At 65.5% G+C, this 15,538-nt stretch carries 12 protein-coding genes; 5 read left to right on the forward strand and 7 right to left on the reverse strand.

Features of this window, described 5'->3' with window-relative positions; translation table 11 throughout:
• Window positions 1-15 precede the first annotated feature (15 nt).
• The 6 genes from ACZ6DT_RS13070 to ACZ6DT_RS13095 all read right to left on the reverse strand — a co-directional run bounded on the left by ACZ6DT_RS13070 (window position 16) and on the right by ACZ6DT_RS13095 (window position 7,832).
• On the reverse strand, window positions 16-1,242 hold the full coding sequence (locus ACZ6DT_RS13070) for a phenylacetate--CoA ligase family protein (protein ID WP_465593193.1): 1,227 nt from the start codon (window positions 1,240-1,242) through the stop codon (window positions 16-18).
• An 81-nt stretch (window positions 1,243-1,323) separates the two neighbouring features.
• On the reverse strand, window positions 1,324-1,446 hold the full coding sequence (locus tag ACZ6DT_RS13075) for a hypothetical protein (RefSeq protein WP_465593196.1): 123 nt from the start codon (window positions 1,444-1,446) through the stop codon (window positions 1,324-1,326).
• Between the two features lie 1,092 nt (window positions 1,447-2,538).
• Window positions 2,539-3,297: a S1 family peptidase gene (locus ACZ6DT_RS13080; protein ID WP_465593199.1), complete on the reverse strand. Its 759-nt coding sequence runs from the start codon at window positions 3,295-3,297 to the stop codon at window positions 2,539-2,541.
• 761 nt (window positions 3,298-4,058) lie between these two features.
• A complete protein-coding gene (locus ACZ6DT_RS13085) occupies window positions 4,059-4,610 on the reverse strand; it encodes an EF-hand domain-containing protein (RefSeq protein WP_465593201.1) in 552 nt (183 codons plus the stop codon).
• A 248-nt stretch (window positions 4,611-4,858) separates the two neighbouring features.
• Window positions 4,859-7,174, reverse strand: coding sequence for a molybdopterin-dependent oxidoreductase (locus ACZ6DT_RS13090; RefSeq protein ID WP_465593970.1), 2,316 nt, complete (start codon window positions 7,172-7,174; stop codon window positions 4,859-4,861).
• Between the two features lie 382 nt (window positions 7,175-7,556).
• On the reverse strand, window positions 7,557-7,832 hold the full coding sequence (locus tag ACZ6DT_RS13095) for a hypothetical protein (protein WP_465593204.1): 276 nt from the start codon (window positions 7,830-7,832) through the stop codon (window positions 7,557-7,559).
• Between the two features lie 382 nt (window positions 7,833-8,214).
• Here ACZ6DT_RS13095 and ACZ6DT_RS13100 point away from each other — a divergent pair, with 382 nt between their 5' ends.
• Complete coding sequence (locus ACZ6DT_RS13100; RefSeq protein WP_465593207.1) at window positions 8,215-10,437, forward strand: Orn/Lys/Arg family decarboxylase; 2,223 nt, start codon at window positions 8,215-8,217, stop codon at window positions 10,435-10,437.
• Window positions 10,438-10,577: 140 nt separating this feature from the next.
• Here the strand turns inward: ACZ6DT_RS13100 and ACZ6DT_RS13105 are convergent, their stop codons facing one another.
• Window positions 10,578-10,901 (reverse strand): hypothetical protein, encoded by a 324-nt coding sequence (locus tag ACZ6DT_RS13105; protein ID WP_465593210.1) that lies wholly within the window; start codon window positions 10,899-10,901, stop codon window positions 10,578-10,580.
• 335 nt (window positions 10,902-11,236) lie between these two features.
• On the opposite strand from ACZ6DT_RS13105, the gene ACZ6DT_RS13110 reads away from it, so the two are divergent.
• The 4 genes from ACZ6DT_RS13110 to ACZ6DT_RS13125 all read left to right on the forward strand — a co-directional run bounded on the left by ACZ6DT_RS13110 (window position 11,237) and on the right by ACZ6DT_RS13125 (window position 15,506).
• Window positions 11,237-12,394 (forward strand): oxygenase MpaB family protein, encoded by a 1,158-nt coding sequence (locus ACZ6DT_RS13110; RefSeq protein WP_465593213.1) that lies wholly within the window; start codon window positions 11,237-11,239, stop codon window positions 12,392-12,394.
• A 722-nt stretch (window positions 12,395-13,116) separates the two neighbouring features.
• The gene (locus tag ACZ6DT_RS13115; protein WP_465593216.1) at window positions 13,117-13,350 is read left to right on the forward strand and encodes a phosphopantetheine-binding protein; all 234 of its coding nucleotides are present in this window, start codon (window positions 13,117-13,119) and stop codon (window positions 13,348-13,350) included.
• Window positions 13,347-14,585: a beta-ketoacyl-[acyl-carrier-protein] synthase family protein gene (locus ACZ6DT_RS13120; RefSeq protein ID WP_465593219.1), complete on the forward strand. Its 1,239-nt coding sequence runs from the start codon at window positions 13,347-13,349 to the stop codon at window positions 14,583-14,585. The genes ACZ6DT_RS13115 and ACZ6DT_RS13120 overlap by 4 nt, the downstream gene beginning before the upstream one ends.
• 39 nt (window positions 14,586-14,624) lie before the next feature.
• Window positions 14,625-15,506: an alpha/beta fold hydrolase gene (locus ACZ6DT_RS13125; RefSeq protein WP_465593222.1), complete on the forward strand. Its 882-nt coding sequence runs from the start codon at window positions 14,625-14,627 to the stop codon at window positions 15,504-15,506.
• Window positions 15,507-15,538 lie beyond the last annotated feature (32 nt).

Below are 15,538 nucleotides of genomic sequence, written 5' to 3' on the forward strand. Positions count from 1 at the left end.
ATCCGGAATCGGGGGTCAACGGGTGCGGGATGCGGGGTGCAGCCAGGCATACTTGCCGGACTTGCCGATCGGGATGTGCTCGCGGTGCACCGGCGTCACCGCGAGCTCCAGATGCTCGGCGAGCGCCGCGACCAGTGCGGCGGTATGCGTGGGCCGCCGGTCGAAAGTCGTGTACTCCAGCTCGGCTGTCGCGCCCTCGCCGACGCGCAACCGGTAGAGGAAAATCTCCGGCGCCGTCTCGCCGATCCAGCGGTCGAGGTCGCCGTGGCACAGCAGCGTGGAACCGACGCGGATCAGCTCCTTCTCCCGGCCACAGAAGCGAGCGATGCGCGCCGGGTCGGGGGAACCGTCCACGGTACGGGCGAGGTCACCGGAGCGGTAGCGGATCAGCGGCATCCACTCGTTGCGGATGCTGGACACGATCACCGCGTAGAGCGTGCTGCCCGGCTCCACCGGGAGCAACTCCACCGCCATCCTGTCCAGGTACGGGTGGTAGGTGCCCCCGCCATCGCTGTAGTACAGGTAACCCAGCTCGGTGCTGCCGAACAGGTCGACGATCGGGCAGTCGAAATGACCGCGCAGGAACCGGGACACGTTGTCCGGCGTGTACTCGTAGGCGTGCACGATGCTCGACGGCTTCGGCAGCTCCAACCCGAACTCGCGCACCTTGTCCACCAGATGCGCGAGGTGGTATCCGGAGCAGTCGAGGTGGTATTCGCCCGCGGCGTGGCCGGCGCGGGTCTGCTCGATCTCGGCCAGCATTCGCTCGACCTCGGCACGGGTCCACAACGCCGGATCCAGCTGCTGGTTGACGTACACCGTGCGTTCATCGAGCCGACGGTCGGACAACGGCGGGTGCTCGGCGGGCCGCTCACCGCGCTTGACGGCGTTGACCCGCGCGACGTGCTCGGTGGCCAGCACGGTGGTCACCGAAACCCGCGGGCAACCGGCCCGCCAGGAGTGTGAGATCGCCGGGTGTTCCGACCAGAGGCGGTAGTAGGACTTGAGCAGGAAGTAGGGCGGGCGGATCAGCTGCATCCGCGCGTGGTTGGTGCCGGTGGACAGCACGAACTCTGCCGCGCCCGTCTCCAGCGCCTCGGCCAGCGCCGGGGTCATGAAGTTGTCCGGAAACCCCTGGGCGATGACGTCCTTCTCCAGCACCGGGAACGTCCCGGCGGCCAGCGATTCCCGGTAGAGCGGGACATCCCGGACATGGTCGAGCATCTCGGCAGTCGGCTGCACCAGAATTCCAATCGGCGGTGGGCGGACAACGCGGGCGGCAGGAGGACGAGCCACCCTGCCGCCCGCGATGGTGGAATCAGCTCACCTGGAGATACAGCCCTCCTTGCGGGAGATGCAGCCCTCCTTGGCGGACAGCTGCGAGTTCGCCGCGACCCACTTGGCCCACACGTCATCACGGGCGATCTTCTCGGCCAGCTTCTCCATGTCACACCTCCGGTTCATTGAGGGAAAGCGCCTGCCCACTCCGCCGGTGCGGACATTTCGGACAAGCCCGACCGCGAAGCTATCAGACCTGACCGAAAATCTTCAGTCTTGCTTTCCCGCGACGACACCGCTTGGCCGAACAGTCGCACCACCGATCGGCCGGACCGACGAACGTGAACTTCGCGGGCTTCCCTGACGCACACCGCCCGGGCTGCCGGCCACCCGCTGCGCCGGCGCCGTAGCGCATGCGGTACTCGACCCACCGCGCCCGTCCGCCATAGGCCGTGGAGCTGCCGTGCGCCCCGTCGCGGCGTCAACGAGGTAGCGGGCGGCGCTGATGGCCCGTCGAGCACAAACGTTCCTTGAGCGCCGGAACGAGGTCAGCCGCTCAGCGCGGCCTTCACATAGTCGTATTCGCCGACCGAGGGCAAGTTCCCCGACACCGACTGGATGAAGGCCATCCGTGCCTTCGCGCCGGCCTCGTCGTGGAAAACCTCGACCGACCCGCCGCGTCCAGACCCAGGTATTCGACGTCGGACGGCTCGACCCGCGACTCACTGAAGGCGGTCTTCGAGGCGTAGCCGTTCGGGCGGCCGAGCAGGTGGTTCGGGTCGTTCTCCGGCGCGTACACGGCGAGCTACCGGCGCGATGATGGTCAACGCCGGTATGTCTCGTGGGCCCGATCATGCGTTACCGGTCACGGCCACATCGTGACCGTGGCACTGCGCAGCAGCCGTTCGGCCTCGACACGTGAAAGAAGAACCGGACGCCGAGAACATGGCCGGCATGACACTGCCGCCGCAGTAAGAAGGTCAGAAGTCCGCTCACTGGCGTAAAAATGCTCTCTTCGATGTTGTCAAATCCAAACGAGAGCTGGACACGCGCCTTGGATACCTCAGTCATAGCCCGACGGACCACAGACGTGAATGAACTCCCGCGCAGTTCCGGTAGCCGCCTTGGTTGATCCGGTGGCTGGTCGCTATCGCGATAGACGTCGGTCCAAGCCTTGCCCTTGCACGTGCTTTGGCTCCCGGCCGACGATCGTTGACGAACGATCGTCGGCCGAGAGCTCAGGTCAAGACCATCGAGGAGCTATAACGTCGCCTCCCACGCGGTCACCGCACCGCCGGTGACCTGGTTGATCCAGGTCCGATAGCCGGGAACACTGTTGTAGATTCCGGGACCATTGAGACAGTTGCTGCTGTTGTTACCGGATCGGCTGGTAGCGCCGGTCAGCTCACCACCCAAAACGGAAGGTCCTCCGGAATCGCCATAGCAGGCACTGGTTCCGGGTGCGCCCTGGAAGCAGATCTCCTTGCCTCGCTTGAAATCGGCGGTACACCTGGAGTCCGCGACGGTAGTGGTGCCCACCTCGCGAAGCTGTGGCGACGAACCACCGCAGCCAGGGGTGCCGCACGTCTGCCCGTGACCGATCAGCTTGTTGACGGTGCCGACGGCCGGGCTGGAGGCCGCGATCTTGATCGGCGTGGAAGTGGCTGCTCTCGACAGCTTCACCACGGCGATGTCGTTCGCGCCAAGGGTCGCGCTTGCCGCGGTGATGAGTTCGCCGCCGAAGCCGGTGTTGACCGCGCCGATCCGAGCGGAGAAACCGCCACCGGTGGAGCCCTGGACGCAGTGCCTTGCCGTGACAAGCCATTGCGGGGCGATCAGCGACGCCCCGCAGAAATGACGACCATTGCGTTGCAGTGACGCGAAGAACGAGTAAGGAGTGGTGACGACCTTGCCGCCGATGATGAAAGTTTCGATCGGCGGCTCAGTCGATGACCCGGCCACTGCCGCGGGTCCCGCAAAGAGTGACCCGGCAACGACGGCGGCGGCGATCATGGACATACGTCGGATCCACATGATTTTTCGGCCTCCTGCACAGAAAGAGGGAGTCCAGCATGGGACGGGATTCAGTAGTGTCAGATCGATCAACACCTGACCGTAGTGCTCTGTAAAGTATCCGGTACCCCCATTGGTACTGAATCGGACATACCATCGTTGGGCAAGGTAAAGGTGGCGTACCGGATCCCCTCGCCACCGCTCACGTCCATGCTGATCGGCCACAGGACTTTCCCGTTGACACGCAACGAAATCAGGCGCGTCCCGGCCAACTCGTCATCGAACCACCGCACGCGTCGTCGATACCCGGGGCTGGTCGGAATGGTGGCGCCGACACCAACACCGAGCCGCGACAAAGCCGATGCCAGGACGGCTCTGCTCATAGTCCTGCGCTGTATCTCGATCCTGGCGCGGCGACGGTGCTCTCATCTACGTGGACTGGAGCTCGTGCGCCGGGCCTGTGGTGGTCACCTATGGAACCGGCCAGAGCTTTGTGAGTGATGGTGCAGATCTGCCGTTCCCTCGCCCATACGTGATCGTCAGATCACGACGCGGACTAAGAACTTGTCTCGTGTGGTGAGTTTGCGCCGGACCGCGCGAGCCCGGGAGTCTGGCTTGTTCCCAAGCCGACGGTGACCGCAGTCAATGGCGGTCAGGGGTTCTCCGTGACTCCGGATCGGTGCCGGGCAACGTCGATCTCCGGACCACACCGAAATTCGGCGACGATGCCGCCGCGCCGATCAAGCAGATCGGCGCGCGGCGGCCGGTCAGCTGCCGATCCTGCCGAACAGGTGCGTGGCGGCGGCGTCCGGGTCGTCGCCGTAGAAGAACTCCGCGAGCGCTTGGTGGAACTCGGTGCGATCCAGCCCGCCTGAGCCGTCCACGTCCAACGCGTCGAAGACCGCGGCACAGTCATCGGCGGGCACATTGCCCGCGAAACCGAAGATTTCCTTGAACTCCGCTTGGTCGACCCTGTCGTCGCCGTCGAGGTCGATCAGGTCGAAATAGCAGTCGGCCACCGGTCCGACCTGCTGCGGGTACAGGGCGGGATCGGTCAGTGCTCGCCGGAACCCGTCGGTCATCTCCCGCAGATCGACCTTCCCGTCGCCGTCGCGGTCCATCGGCGCGATCACGGCGGTCCAGAACGCGTCCAATCCGTCGGTCAGGCGGCGGGCGGTCGGGGACTCCGGCGCGGCACCACGGGCCGCGATGTAGCGCTCGCCCATCAACCGGACGTCCTGACGGGTGATCACCCCGTCTCCGTCGACGTCTGCGCCTTTGAACCACTGGCGGTACTTGAGATCGCGAACTCCAGGCATGTCCGCGGAACGTAGTGGAGCTATGCCGAATGTCCAGGCGACGCGACCACCGGGGAAGTCGGATCATTCGTTCGGGTGGTGCCGCCATCGTCTGCGTGGACGGTGGCATCCGACTTCACCGACCGGGGACCGCGCTCGCCGAGCCGTGCGGAGTGGTCACCAACGATCAGATGCTGCCGGTCGTCGACGGCGAAGGTGTCGCTGCCCACCGGTTTGATCGCGTGGGTGCCGAACTGTCGTGGTGAACGTCAACCGGGCGGCACGAGGCTTGGTGGTGCGAAGGCGAGCACATCGGGAAGGGGTCCGTCGTATGACTCGACGTCGACCAGCGTACTGAGAGCACTCGGTCCTTGGGACAGGCGCGAGCACGGTCGATCCGCTGTGAGAACGTTCGGATTGCCGTGGCGGTCCAGTGTTCCGCTCAGACCCGGCTGGACCGGATCCCACCACGCTCCCGTGGACAGTTGTACGACGCCCGGCATGACAGCGTCCGACAGGACCGCGCCCGCGAGACAGCTGCCTCGATCGTTGTAGACGCGCACGATCATGCCGCTCTCGATGCCGCGCGCCGCGGCGTCCGACGGATTGATCGTCACGGGCTCACGACCGCGGATTTTCGAATCGAGGCTGTGGTCACCGTTGTCGTACTGGCTGTGCAGGCGTGAGGCGGGCTGATTCGAGACCAGGTGCAGCGGGAACCGGTCCGATAGATCAGCGTGAAGCCACTCTGCCGGCTCGAACCACTTCGGGTGCCCGGCGCAGTCGTCGTAGTCGAACGAGTCGATCTTCTCCGAGAAGATCTCGATCCGGCCCGACGGCGTCGACAGGGGGAAACGCTGCGGATCTGAACGGAGGGCCTCGAAGCTGCCGGGAAATGGTTCGGTCAGCGCCGGCAGTTCGGCGGTGGAGCTTCGCCAGAAGTCGTCGAAGCTCGGCAAGGCGGCATCGCCGCCGAGCTTGGCCCTCGTCTGTTCGTAAAGGTGCTGGACCCATTCGATCTCGGAGCGCGACTCCGTGAACTCCTGTTCGAATCCGAGCCGGGAGGCCAAGGCGGCGAAAATTCGATGATCGGTACGCGACTCGCCCGCCGGCTCGCGGACTCTCGGCATCGCGACGAGGTGGGGGTCCGAGAATCCGGCGGCGAAGTCGTCACGCTCCAAGCTGGTGGCGACGGGAAGGACGATGTCCGCGAACTTGGCCGTCGTGTTCCACCAGGCTTCGTGAACCACCACCGTGTCAGGCATCTGCCAGGCGCGGGTCAAGCGATGGAGATCCTGGTGGTGATGAAACGGATTCCCTCCGCACCAGTAGATCAGGCGAAGCTCGGGCAAGGTGAGATGCTTGCCGTCGTAGTCGATGACCTCGCCCGGATGCAGCAGGGTGTCGGCGATCCTCGCGACAGGGATGAAATCCGGAACCGGGTTGGAAACCTCCGGTATCGTCGCCACGAAGGCGCGGTCTTTGACGACGCCCGTGGCGTCCATCGTCGCGTAACCCGCGCCCCAGCCGCACCCAGGCCGCCCCATCGAGCCCGCCATGGCGGCCAGCACGACAGACATCCAGATCGGTTGTTCGCCGTGGTCTGCCCGTTGCACCGCGTAGTTGACCATGATGAGAGAACGTCGGGTGGTGAGACGGCGAGCGAGGTCGGTGATCGCGTCGCGACTGATGCCCGTGATCTTCGCCGCCCAGGCAGCGTCCTTCCGAATGCCATCGAGCTCGCCGACCAGGTATGAGGCGAAGCGGTCGAACCCGACGCAGCACCGGCGAAGGAAGTCCTCATCGTGCCACCCGTTGACCAGCATCGTGTGAGCGATGCCGAGCATCGCGGCGGTGTCGGTGTTGGGGGTGACGGGTAGCCAATCGGCGTCGAGGAAGTCGGCGACGTCGCTGCGGATGGGGCTGATGTTCACGAATCGCACCCCGGCCTCACGACACTGGCGTTGCAGGTTCTGCGTCTGGTGCTTGGCCAGCCCGCCAGGGTTGATCTGGCTGTTCTTGAGGGCCAGCCCTCCGAACGCCACCACAAGCTCGCAGTTTTCGGCGATCTCGTCCCACATCGGCATCCGGCTTTGGTAGCTCCACGGATGACCGCCGACCACATGGGGGAGGATGACCTCCAAAGCCGCGGTGCTGTAGGTGTTGCGAGAGTCGGTGTAACCCCCGCCCAGCGCCAGGAACCGGTGGAGTTGTCCCTGCGCGTGGTGGAACCTGCCCGCACTCGCCCAACCGTAGGATCCGCCGAAGACCGCGCTGTTTCCGTGTTGTGACCGAACTCGACGGAGTTCATCGCTCACCAGTGTGATCGCCTGGTCCCAGCTCACCTCCACGAAGGCATCCGTGCCTCTGGCCGCGCCGTGGGCGCGAGGCTCACCGTCCAGCCACCCCTTACGCACTGCGGGACGCAACACGCGAGCGCTGTCGTCGGCGGCAGCCACCATTCCGGGGCCGATAGGCGATGGCGCGGGGTCATCGTGCCTCGGCTCGATTCGCAACAACCGGCCGGAATCGACTACGGCGACGAAACTGCCCCAATGCGTCGCAACCGACACGCGTCGTTCCATCACGCATCAACTCCACCTCTGAAGTGCTCACTCCGTCCGACGCGCGCTACGCGGTGCAGGCTCTTGGCCGGCACCGTGGCACCTACGGTAGCCCCGGCCAAGACCAAGTAAAAGGCGATGTCGAGAAGGCCTTCAGTAGCGCCTCGCGGTCCTCGTCAGATGCGGCGCCCGGCCGCCGGCCTGAAGTACGGCCACGGCACCGCCTCCTGGTGGTGGACAGCTGTATGCCTGACGCGCTATCCAACGCACGGTCCGTATCAGCGCGGGGCTGATTGCGGATCTCGCGTAAGTCGCAAGGCTCAGTCTGCTCACGCCAGTTCCGGCGGAGGAGTCGGCCCTGTGACCATTGCGCTGCCGCTGTCGACACCCCCGACGTCGCGGGTCAGCAGTTCCCGGTGGCGGGATCGGAACCGAGCCGCGTCCAGATGTCCGGGAGTTGTCGCAGATCATCGGTCTTCAGTCGCTCGAAGAAGGACACGCGCGAATCGCTGTGATGCTGGCGCCGGGCCTGCCGCCTGACCGAGCGGACGTAGATCGGATCGCGGCGCGAGCATGAGATCGGCAGCCCTCCTCGCTGGGAGCCGATGGATATGGCGAAGACATCGGTTACACCACCGCGGTGACCGATCCCGACGGCAATACCGTCGAGTTCGCCCACAACCAGGGAATCTTCCCCCGTATCCGGGAGCTTTGGGGCTGATCGGCGCGGCCGTCTGGACACCGGCGTCCCGCCGGTCGGGCCTCGGCGATGGCGATCCAGCCGGAACTGTGTCACTGGTGCGACGCACACGCCGCAATCGCTCGCTTCGGTCGCCGCCGTGTCACTCTTGCGCACAGCCCGATCGCTCGTATGGCGTCTCATGGACGGGACGACCGCGTGGGTGTTGATCCATCCGGGGTGAATTCTCCACGCGTTCGCGGCATCGACAGATAGGCCATTCGGCCCAAGACTGCTTGAAGAACCCTGTCGCCCGGCGGAATGAGTCGACGTGTCTCGCTCAACGGTGTTGGTAGCGTTGGATCGTTCTTCGAGTGGCGCGGTGACGCGCGATCAGCTGGACCGGATCTGCGTCTGCCTGAGCGACGAGGGACATGCGGTCGCGTGGGCGGACACGGCCGAGGACGCGCTGGCACTGACGCAAAGCCGGGCGGATCTCTCGGCGGCGTTGGTGTCGTGGGACCTCGATACGCCGGAGACCGTGCTGAAGGCGCTCATGGGGAGGTTCACCAAGCTTCCGGTCTTCCTGGTGACCACGGCGGCCTCGGTCGACGATCTTCCGTTATGGGTTTCGGAGGTGGTGTCCGGCTACGTCTGGCTGCTCGAAGACACGCCCGCGTTCATCGCCGGCCGGATAGGGGTCGCCGCCCAGAGGTACCTCGACGGTGTGCTTCCGCCGTTCTTCCGCGAGCTGCTCCGGTTCGAGGACACGCACGAGTACTCATGGCACACCCCGGCGCACGCGGGTGGCGTGGCATTCCTGAAATCACCGGCCGGCCGGGCGTTCTTCGACTACTACGGCGAACGATTGTTTCGCACCGACCTGTCGATCTCCGTCGCCGAACTCGGGTCGCTGTTCGAACACACCGGCCCGATCGGCGACGCCGAGCGCAACGCCGCGCGGATCTTCGGCGCGGACTTGACGTACTTCGTGCTGCACGGTGATTCCACCGCGGACCGGATCGCGTGCCACGCCGGCATCGCCACCGACGAGCTGGTGCTCGTCGACCGCAACTGCCACAAAGCCATCTACCACGGCTTGACGCTCACCGGAGGCAGACCGGTTTACCTCGTGCCCACACGCAACGGTTACGGGCTCATGGGACCGATCCCGCCGTCGGTCATGGCAGCCGAAGCGGTGGCGGCCCAGATCCGTCGCAGCCCGTTCACCGAGGGGGCCGCCGCCGCGGAACCCGTGTACGCGGTGATCACCAACTCGACCTACGACGGGTTGTGCTACGACGCCGTCCGCGTCGCCGAGTTGCTCGGCGCGTCCGTGCCGCGGCTGCACTTGGACGAAGCGTGGTTCGCCTACGCCCGGTTCAATCCGCTTTACGCCCGCCGCTACGGCATGTCCGTCGACGCCGGCGCGCTGCCCGACGACGTGCGACCGACGGTCTTCTCCACCCAGTCGACACACAAGCTGCTCGCCGCCATGTCGCAGAGCTCGATGGTGCACGTCAAGAACTCGCCGAGATCACCGGTCGAGCACCGGCAGTTCAACGAGACGTTCATGATGCACGCCACCACCTCGCCGATGTATCCCATGATCGCCGGGCTCGACGTGGCCGCCGCCATGATGGACGGCGCGGGCGGCCGGTGGCTCACCGACGAGGCGATCACCGAGGCCATCCGGTTCCGCCAGGCGGTGGCCCGGCTCGGCGTGCGCATCCGCGAGGCCGGTGACCGGCCCGGCTGGTTCTTCGGCACCTGGCAGCCGACCGAGGTCACCGACCCCGCCACCGGGCGGCTGCACGCCTTCGCCGACGCCCCGCTCGAGCTGCTGCGCACCGTGCCCGGTTGCTGGACCCTGGCTCCCGGCGCGGACTGGCATGGCTTTGAAGGCATGGAGGACGGCTACTGCCTGCTCGATCCCATCAAGGTGTCGATCACCTGCCCGGGTGTGGACGCGCGGGGCAACGTCTCCGAGCTGGGCATCCCGGCCCGTATTCTCACGATGTACTTGGAGGCACGCGGGATCGTCGTGGAGAAGACCGACGCGTACACCTGCCTGATCCTGTTCTCGATGGGTATCACCAAAGGCAAGTGGGGCACCCTGCTCGACGCGTTGCTGGACTTCAAGAGTCTGTATGACTCGGAGGCGACCGTCGCCGACGTCCTGCCGGACCTCGTGAAAGCCCATCCAGACCGGTATCGGAACCTCACGCTGTCCGGGCTCTGCGCACAGATGCACACACAGCTCAGCAAGAGCGCGTTGACCGCGTTGCTCGACGAGGCGTTCACCCATCCGACCCCGGCCGTGCTCACCCCGGCGCAGACCTACCAGCGCCTCATTCGCGGTGGAACGGAACCGGTGCGCCTCGCCGACATCGCCGGACGTACCGTCGCGACGCAGGTCGTCACCACCCCACCGGGAATCCCGGTGCTCATGCCCGGTGAGAGTACCGGCGACGCGGACGGTCCCGTGCTGCGTTATCTGCGCGCGCTGGAAACGTTCGACCGGGAATTCCCCGGTTTCCCCAGCGAGACCCATGGCGTCAGCCGGGATCTCGAGGGAAGCTACTGGATCACCTGCCTGCGGTAACCACGCCGGTGATACCTGGTGTCGCGTAGTCCGTCTTGCCGAAACCACTGGATCCACAGCGGACGCGAGGCAACAGGATCACGCGACACCAGGCCGCTTGTTTCGCTGCGCATCGACGTCCTTCAAGGCGGAACGGCCCTTCAGGTCGAGTGCGGAGACTTCCGGTCAGGCGAAGCGAGCGCGCGCCGTCTGATGCGTGTACAGGCGATCCAAGCGCTGATCAGTCCGGCCGGAACCAGGAGCAGCTCCCACACGAGAATCTCTCCTGGGGTGGAACCGTCGCGTCTTTCCGCCATCCACCAGGCGATTCCGGCAAAGATCAGACCTGAGGCGAAGGTACTGAGCACTCGATGCTTCCCCGCCCAGGCGTCCACCTTCGCCGATCGTTCGGCATCCAGCCGTGCAGCACGCGGAGAACGAATCTTGATCGCGACTTCACGGCCGATCCAGGAACCCAACCCCATGAACCACCATTCCTTGTCGTGACAGCCGCGCCGCGGCTTGGCAACCCCCGAGTGAAAGTCATGACGTCATCTGGCTGGTACCCGCCCTGCCACTCCGTAAAACGGTGTCGCGCACACTTCCGCTCGGTGACCTGCCGTGCCTCGCCACCCCACCCTCGGACGACCCGGCAGTATCGAAATGATGCCGTCGAACTCGCGAAGCTCCGGCGCGTCCTGGATCGAGCAGGTACGACCGAGAGTGTCACAGCCAGTGATCACCATGGCCATCACAACGAGTTCGGGCTGCCCCCGGACGGCGCTAGCGCCGCGTTTCGGCGGAGGATCAGGCTGGTCCGATGTCGGAAATCCTGGAGCCTGTGGGGCTCTCCGCTCTCGAAACACTGAAGTACCAGGGTGATCCGCTCGCCGACGCCGTCGTCGCCGATCTGGTGGCCGTCGAGCGAACGGACGCGGTGAATGAGGTGTTGGCCCACTTCCGGGACAACGACCAACCCATTCCGGAGAATTTACCGGAATCGGTACGCCGGTACCTGATCGACACTGACGCCCCACCGAGCTGGGCGGATCTCGAACGAGTTGCGGGCGCGTACGAGTTCTTCGTCGACGACGGCGTGTACGTCGCCGCGGTGCTGTCGTTCGGGGCGATGGTGAATTGCTACGCGCAACCGCGGCCGTCACGCGTCCTGTCGCTGACCCACCGGCTCAACCAGCCACACCGCCGGTTGTCGGAAACCTCTCAGTTCGTGCTGAACCTGATGGGTCCCGAACCGTTCGGTTCCGGCGGCAGTTTCGTGCCCACGATCCAGAAGACCCGGCTGATCCACGCGGCCGTCCGATATTTCATCACCCGGTCCGGTGAATGGGATGTCGAGGCGGACGGCGTCCCGCTGTGTCAGCAGGACATGTTGGGAGCGCTGTTGATCTTCTCGGTGCAGGTCATCGACGGGATGCGCCGGATGGGTATCGCGGTGACCGAGCGCGAAGCCGAGGACTACTACTACGTCTGGCGGGTGACCGGGGCGATGCTCGGCATCCCGGCCGAGGCGATTCCTGAAACGCTGCGAGCGGCTCAGGAACTGAACACCGAACTCGTCGAGGCGAGTTATGCCTCCTCGGCCGAAGGTATCGAGCTGACCCGTAACCTCCTGCGTCTGTATGAGGGCATGGTGCCCGGCAAGGCGTTCGACGGCGTGGTCGCCGCGATGGTCCGACAGGTCGTCACCGAGGACGTCGCCGACTTGCTCGAGGTACCGCGCTCACGTGGCTGGGACCGCGCGGTCGATGCAGGCGTACAGGCCATGCGACTGCTGGAGCGGTCGGAGGACCGCAGCCGGGCGGCAACGGCGGTGCTCGACAAGGCGAGCAGTCTTCTGCTCGGCGGCAGCGTCCGCACCCTCACCAACGGCCAGTCGACCGCCTTGACCATCCCGGCCGACCTGCGGGAGAAGTGGCTCGCCGCGGGCGTCTGCCCGGCCACACCGCAGCGGACATGACACCAGGCGCGGAAACGCCGCGCTCAAGATGAACGAACAGAGCCGAGCGGCGATTCCCACGGTCGTGTCACGGAAGTCGTCGCTCCGGCTGTCTTGTGGTCACTGGTTCGAGTGTATTGTGCGTGCGCGTATTGACGGGGGCGCCCGAGTAATAAACGCCGAGTCGCCGCTGGTCAGTCCCAAGTCGGTCGTCATGGCTGGATGTCCACATTGCCGGCCGGAGTTTCATGGGGGAGGGGTGTGTGGCAGTGACCATAAGACGAGGTTATGGTTTGTTTCGTGTGTCGGTCACGTTGCACGATGCGCTGACGTCAATCGTGGCAGGCTCGATGGGCGATCGGAGTTGAACGCTGGGACGGATGTGGGAAGCCGGGCGACTGACCCGATGCTTGTCGGTCGTCTTCTGGCTTGTATGCTCGTTCGCGGGCGATAAGGTAAGACGCGAATAATCGTGACGCGCCAACGCTTCTCCCTTGACGGCAACGTCCCCGTCGGGTGCGGGTTCCGCCCTGGAAGTGGGCCATCCTTTCGTTGCAGGTTTCTTCTTATCGCTGAACTTGCCATTTCTGACAATTGTTCGAAAATTGTTCCGGCAGTTTTCACTCCATCGAGTCAAAAAGTGAAAGTTTAGCCTGTCAGGGGTATAAACGCAGTCTGTGGGCATCTGCTGCTGTGTCGTGACGACGGCAGGGTGCGAAGATCGAATAGGAGGCAATGCCAGCGTGACCGTCGCAGAAGAGATCGCCATCCTCTTGACCCGAAAATTCGGGGTGGAACCCGCCGAAGTTCGTTCCGGAGCTTCACTGCACCAATTGGGCATGGACTCCCTCGCCTTGGAAGAGTTGCGTGTGCTCCTCGAGGAGAACCTGAGCATCGACCTCGAAGACGTCCAGTTGACCTCCCGGGAGACCGTGGAACAGCTGGCCGCGGTCGTCGACGAGAAGCTCGCCGCATGACGGCACCGCGTCTCAGCGCCGCGGTGACGGGGCTGGGGCTGGTCACCGCGGCGGGAATCGGAGCCGAGACCGCTTGGCGTGGTGTGACACAACCCGGCGGCGTCAAGGGGGTGCGACACCAGGACGAACTTCGCGGTCTGTCGTGCGACTTCATGTACACCGTCGACGACCTCGACACCGTGAGCCTGCTGGGCGTACCGGCGTTGCGGATGATGGACCGGTTCTCGCAGCTCGCGGTGATCGCGGCGCGGGAAGCCGTGGCGGACGCGGGTCTCGACACCTCGGTTTGGGAGACGGATCGGATCGCGGTGGTCATCGGCTCGGCCCACGGGGGCCTCCCCTTCTACGACCAGCAAAGTACCGTCCTCGCCGAAAAAGGCGCACGACGTGTCTCGCCGAAGCTCGCGCCGATGACCACGGTGAACAGCGCCGCCAGCAGTGTCTGCATGGACCTCGGCGCGCGCGGACCGAGCTTGAGTGTCTCCACCGCATGCTCCTCGGGCACGGTCGCGATCGGCACCGCCCTGCAGCTGCTGCGCTCGGGTGCGTGCGACATCGTCATCGCCGGTGGCGCCGAATCCGTGTGCTCCCGCTTGCTGATCGCCAGTGCCTGCCAGATGAGGGCGGTGTCCACGCGCCGGGACGATCCGTCGACGGCGTGCCGTCCGTTCGATGCCGACCGCGACGGTTTCGTGGTCGGCGAGGGTGCCGGTCTGGTCGTCTTGGAGCGACCCGATCACGCCGTCGCTCGCGGAGCGCGTGTACGGGCGGGTATCGCGGGCTACGGCGCCTCCAGCGACGCCTACGCGGCGGTGGCACCGGAACCCGACGGCAAGGGAATCGAGCGTGCGCTGCGGACCGCGCTGGACGACGCGGGCGTGGCGCCGGCCGACGTGGGCCATGTCAATGCCCACGGGACGTCCACCGTGATGAACGACCTCATCGAGGCCACCATGCTGCGCCGGGTCCTCGGCGAGGAGCCGCTGGTGACCTCGACCAAGCCGATGACCGGGCACACTCTCGGCGCGGCGGGGGGCATCGAGACCGCGTTGACCGTGCTGGCCCTGGAGCGGCAATTGGTGCCGCCCACGGCGAACTTCCAGACCAGGGACATCCGCATACCGATCGACGTGGTGACCAAGGAAGCCCGGACCGCCGAGTTCGAGTGCGCGGTCAAGATCTCGATGGGCTTCGGCGGCCACAACGCCGCCCTCGTCCTCACAAAAGGCTGCTGAGCCCTGGCTCGACACCGTATTCGGAGCAGAAAGTAGAGCATGCACGAGGAAGTTGTCCGTCCGCTGGCGATCGGTCGGACACAGTTCAGTTACCGGTTGCTCCGGCAGTCCGACCCGCGGACCGAGCCGGTGATCGTGATCGGCGGCGGGCTCCAGGGCAGTAACGGCTGGCCGCATATGGAGGATCGGATCACCCCGATCGCGTGCCTGGTGACGGCGGACCTCCCCGGAATGGGGACGTCGGACCCGTTGCCTCCCGGGGCAGGCACCGACTTCATGTGCGCCGCGCTCGACCGGATCATCGACGATCTCGGCGTACCGCGGGTCAACCTGTTCGGGTATTCCTACGGCGCGGAACTCGCCTTCGGCTGCGCTCAGCGCAGCCCTCACCGCATCGCGCGGCTGATCCTCGGTGGAGTGGTCTCGCATACCGACGCGGCACAGAGGGAATCGTTGCGCGAGGCGGCCGACCACCTCGCGAGCGGGGAGACCGAGGAGTTCGCCACGGTGGCCGCGAGAATGCAGCTGTGCCTCGATGAGAATCGCCGCATCCCGCGACGTTCCCTCGTGTATCGGTACGTGCGGCGGTCGATGCTTCACGTCGCCGTCCACGTTCCGCACGTGATGGATTACCTGCGTCGTTCCCTGATCAGCGGCCCGTCCTTCGACGGTGGCCTGTCCGGGGTACCGGCACTGGTGTTCACCGGCGAACACGACTCCATTACCGCTCCCGAACGGCAGCGCGAGTTCGCGGCCACCATATCCGGCAGCCGGTTCCTCACGATCAAGGATTCCGACCACTGGGTCGTCCTGGAGCGTGCGGCCGACGTCGCCGATTTGACGGTCCGCTTTTTCACCGACCGCCCCTTGGAATCCGCGCCGTATGTGACCGTCATGGACCCCCTCGGGTCGAGTCGTTGATTCACCGTCAGTTGTCAGGGTGCGGATAAGCC

It is taken from the genome of Amycolatopsis sp. NPDC041971 (assembly GCF_055588925.1).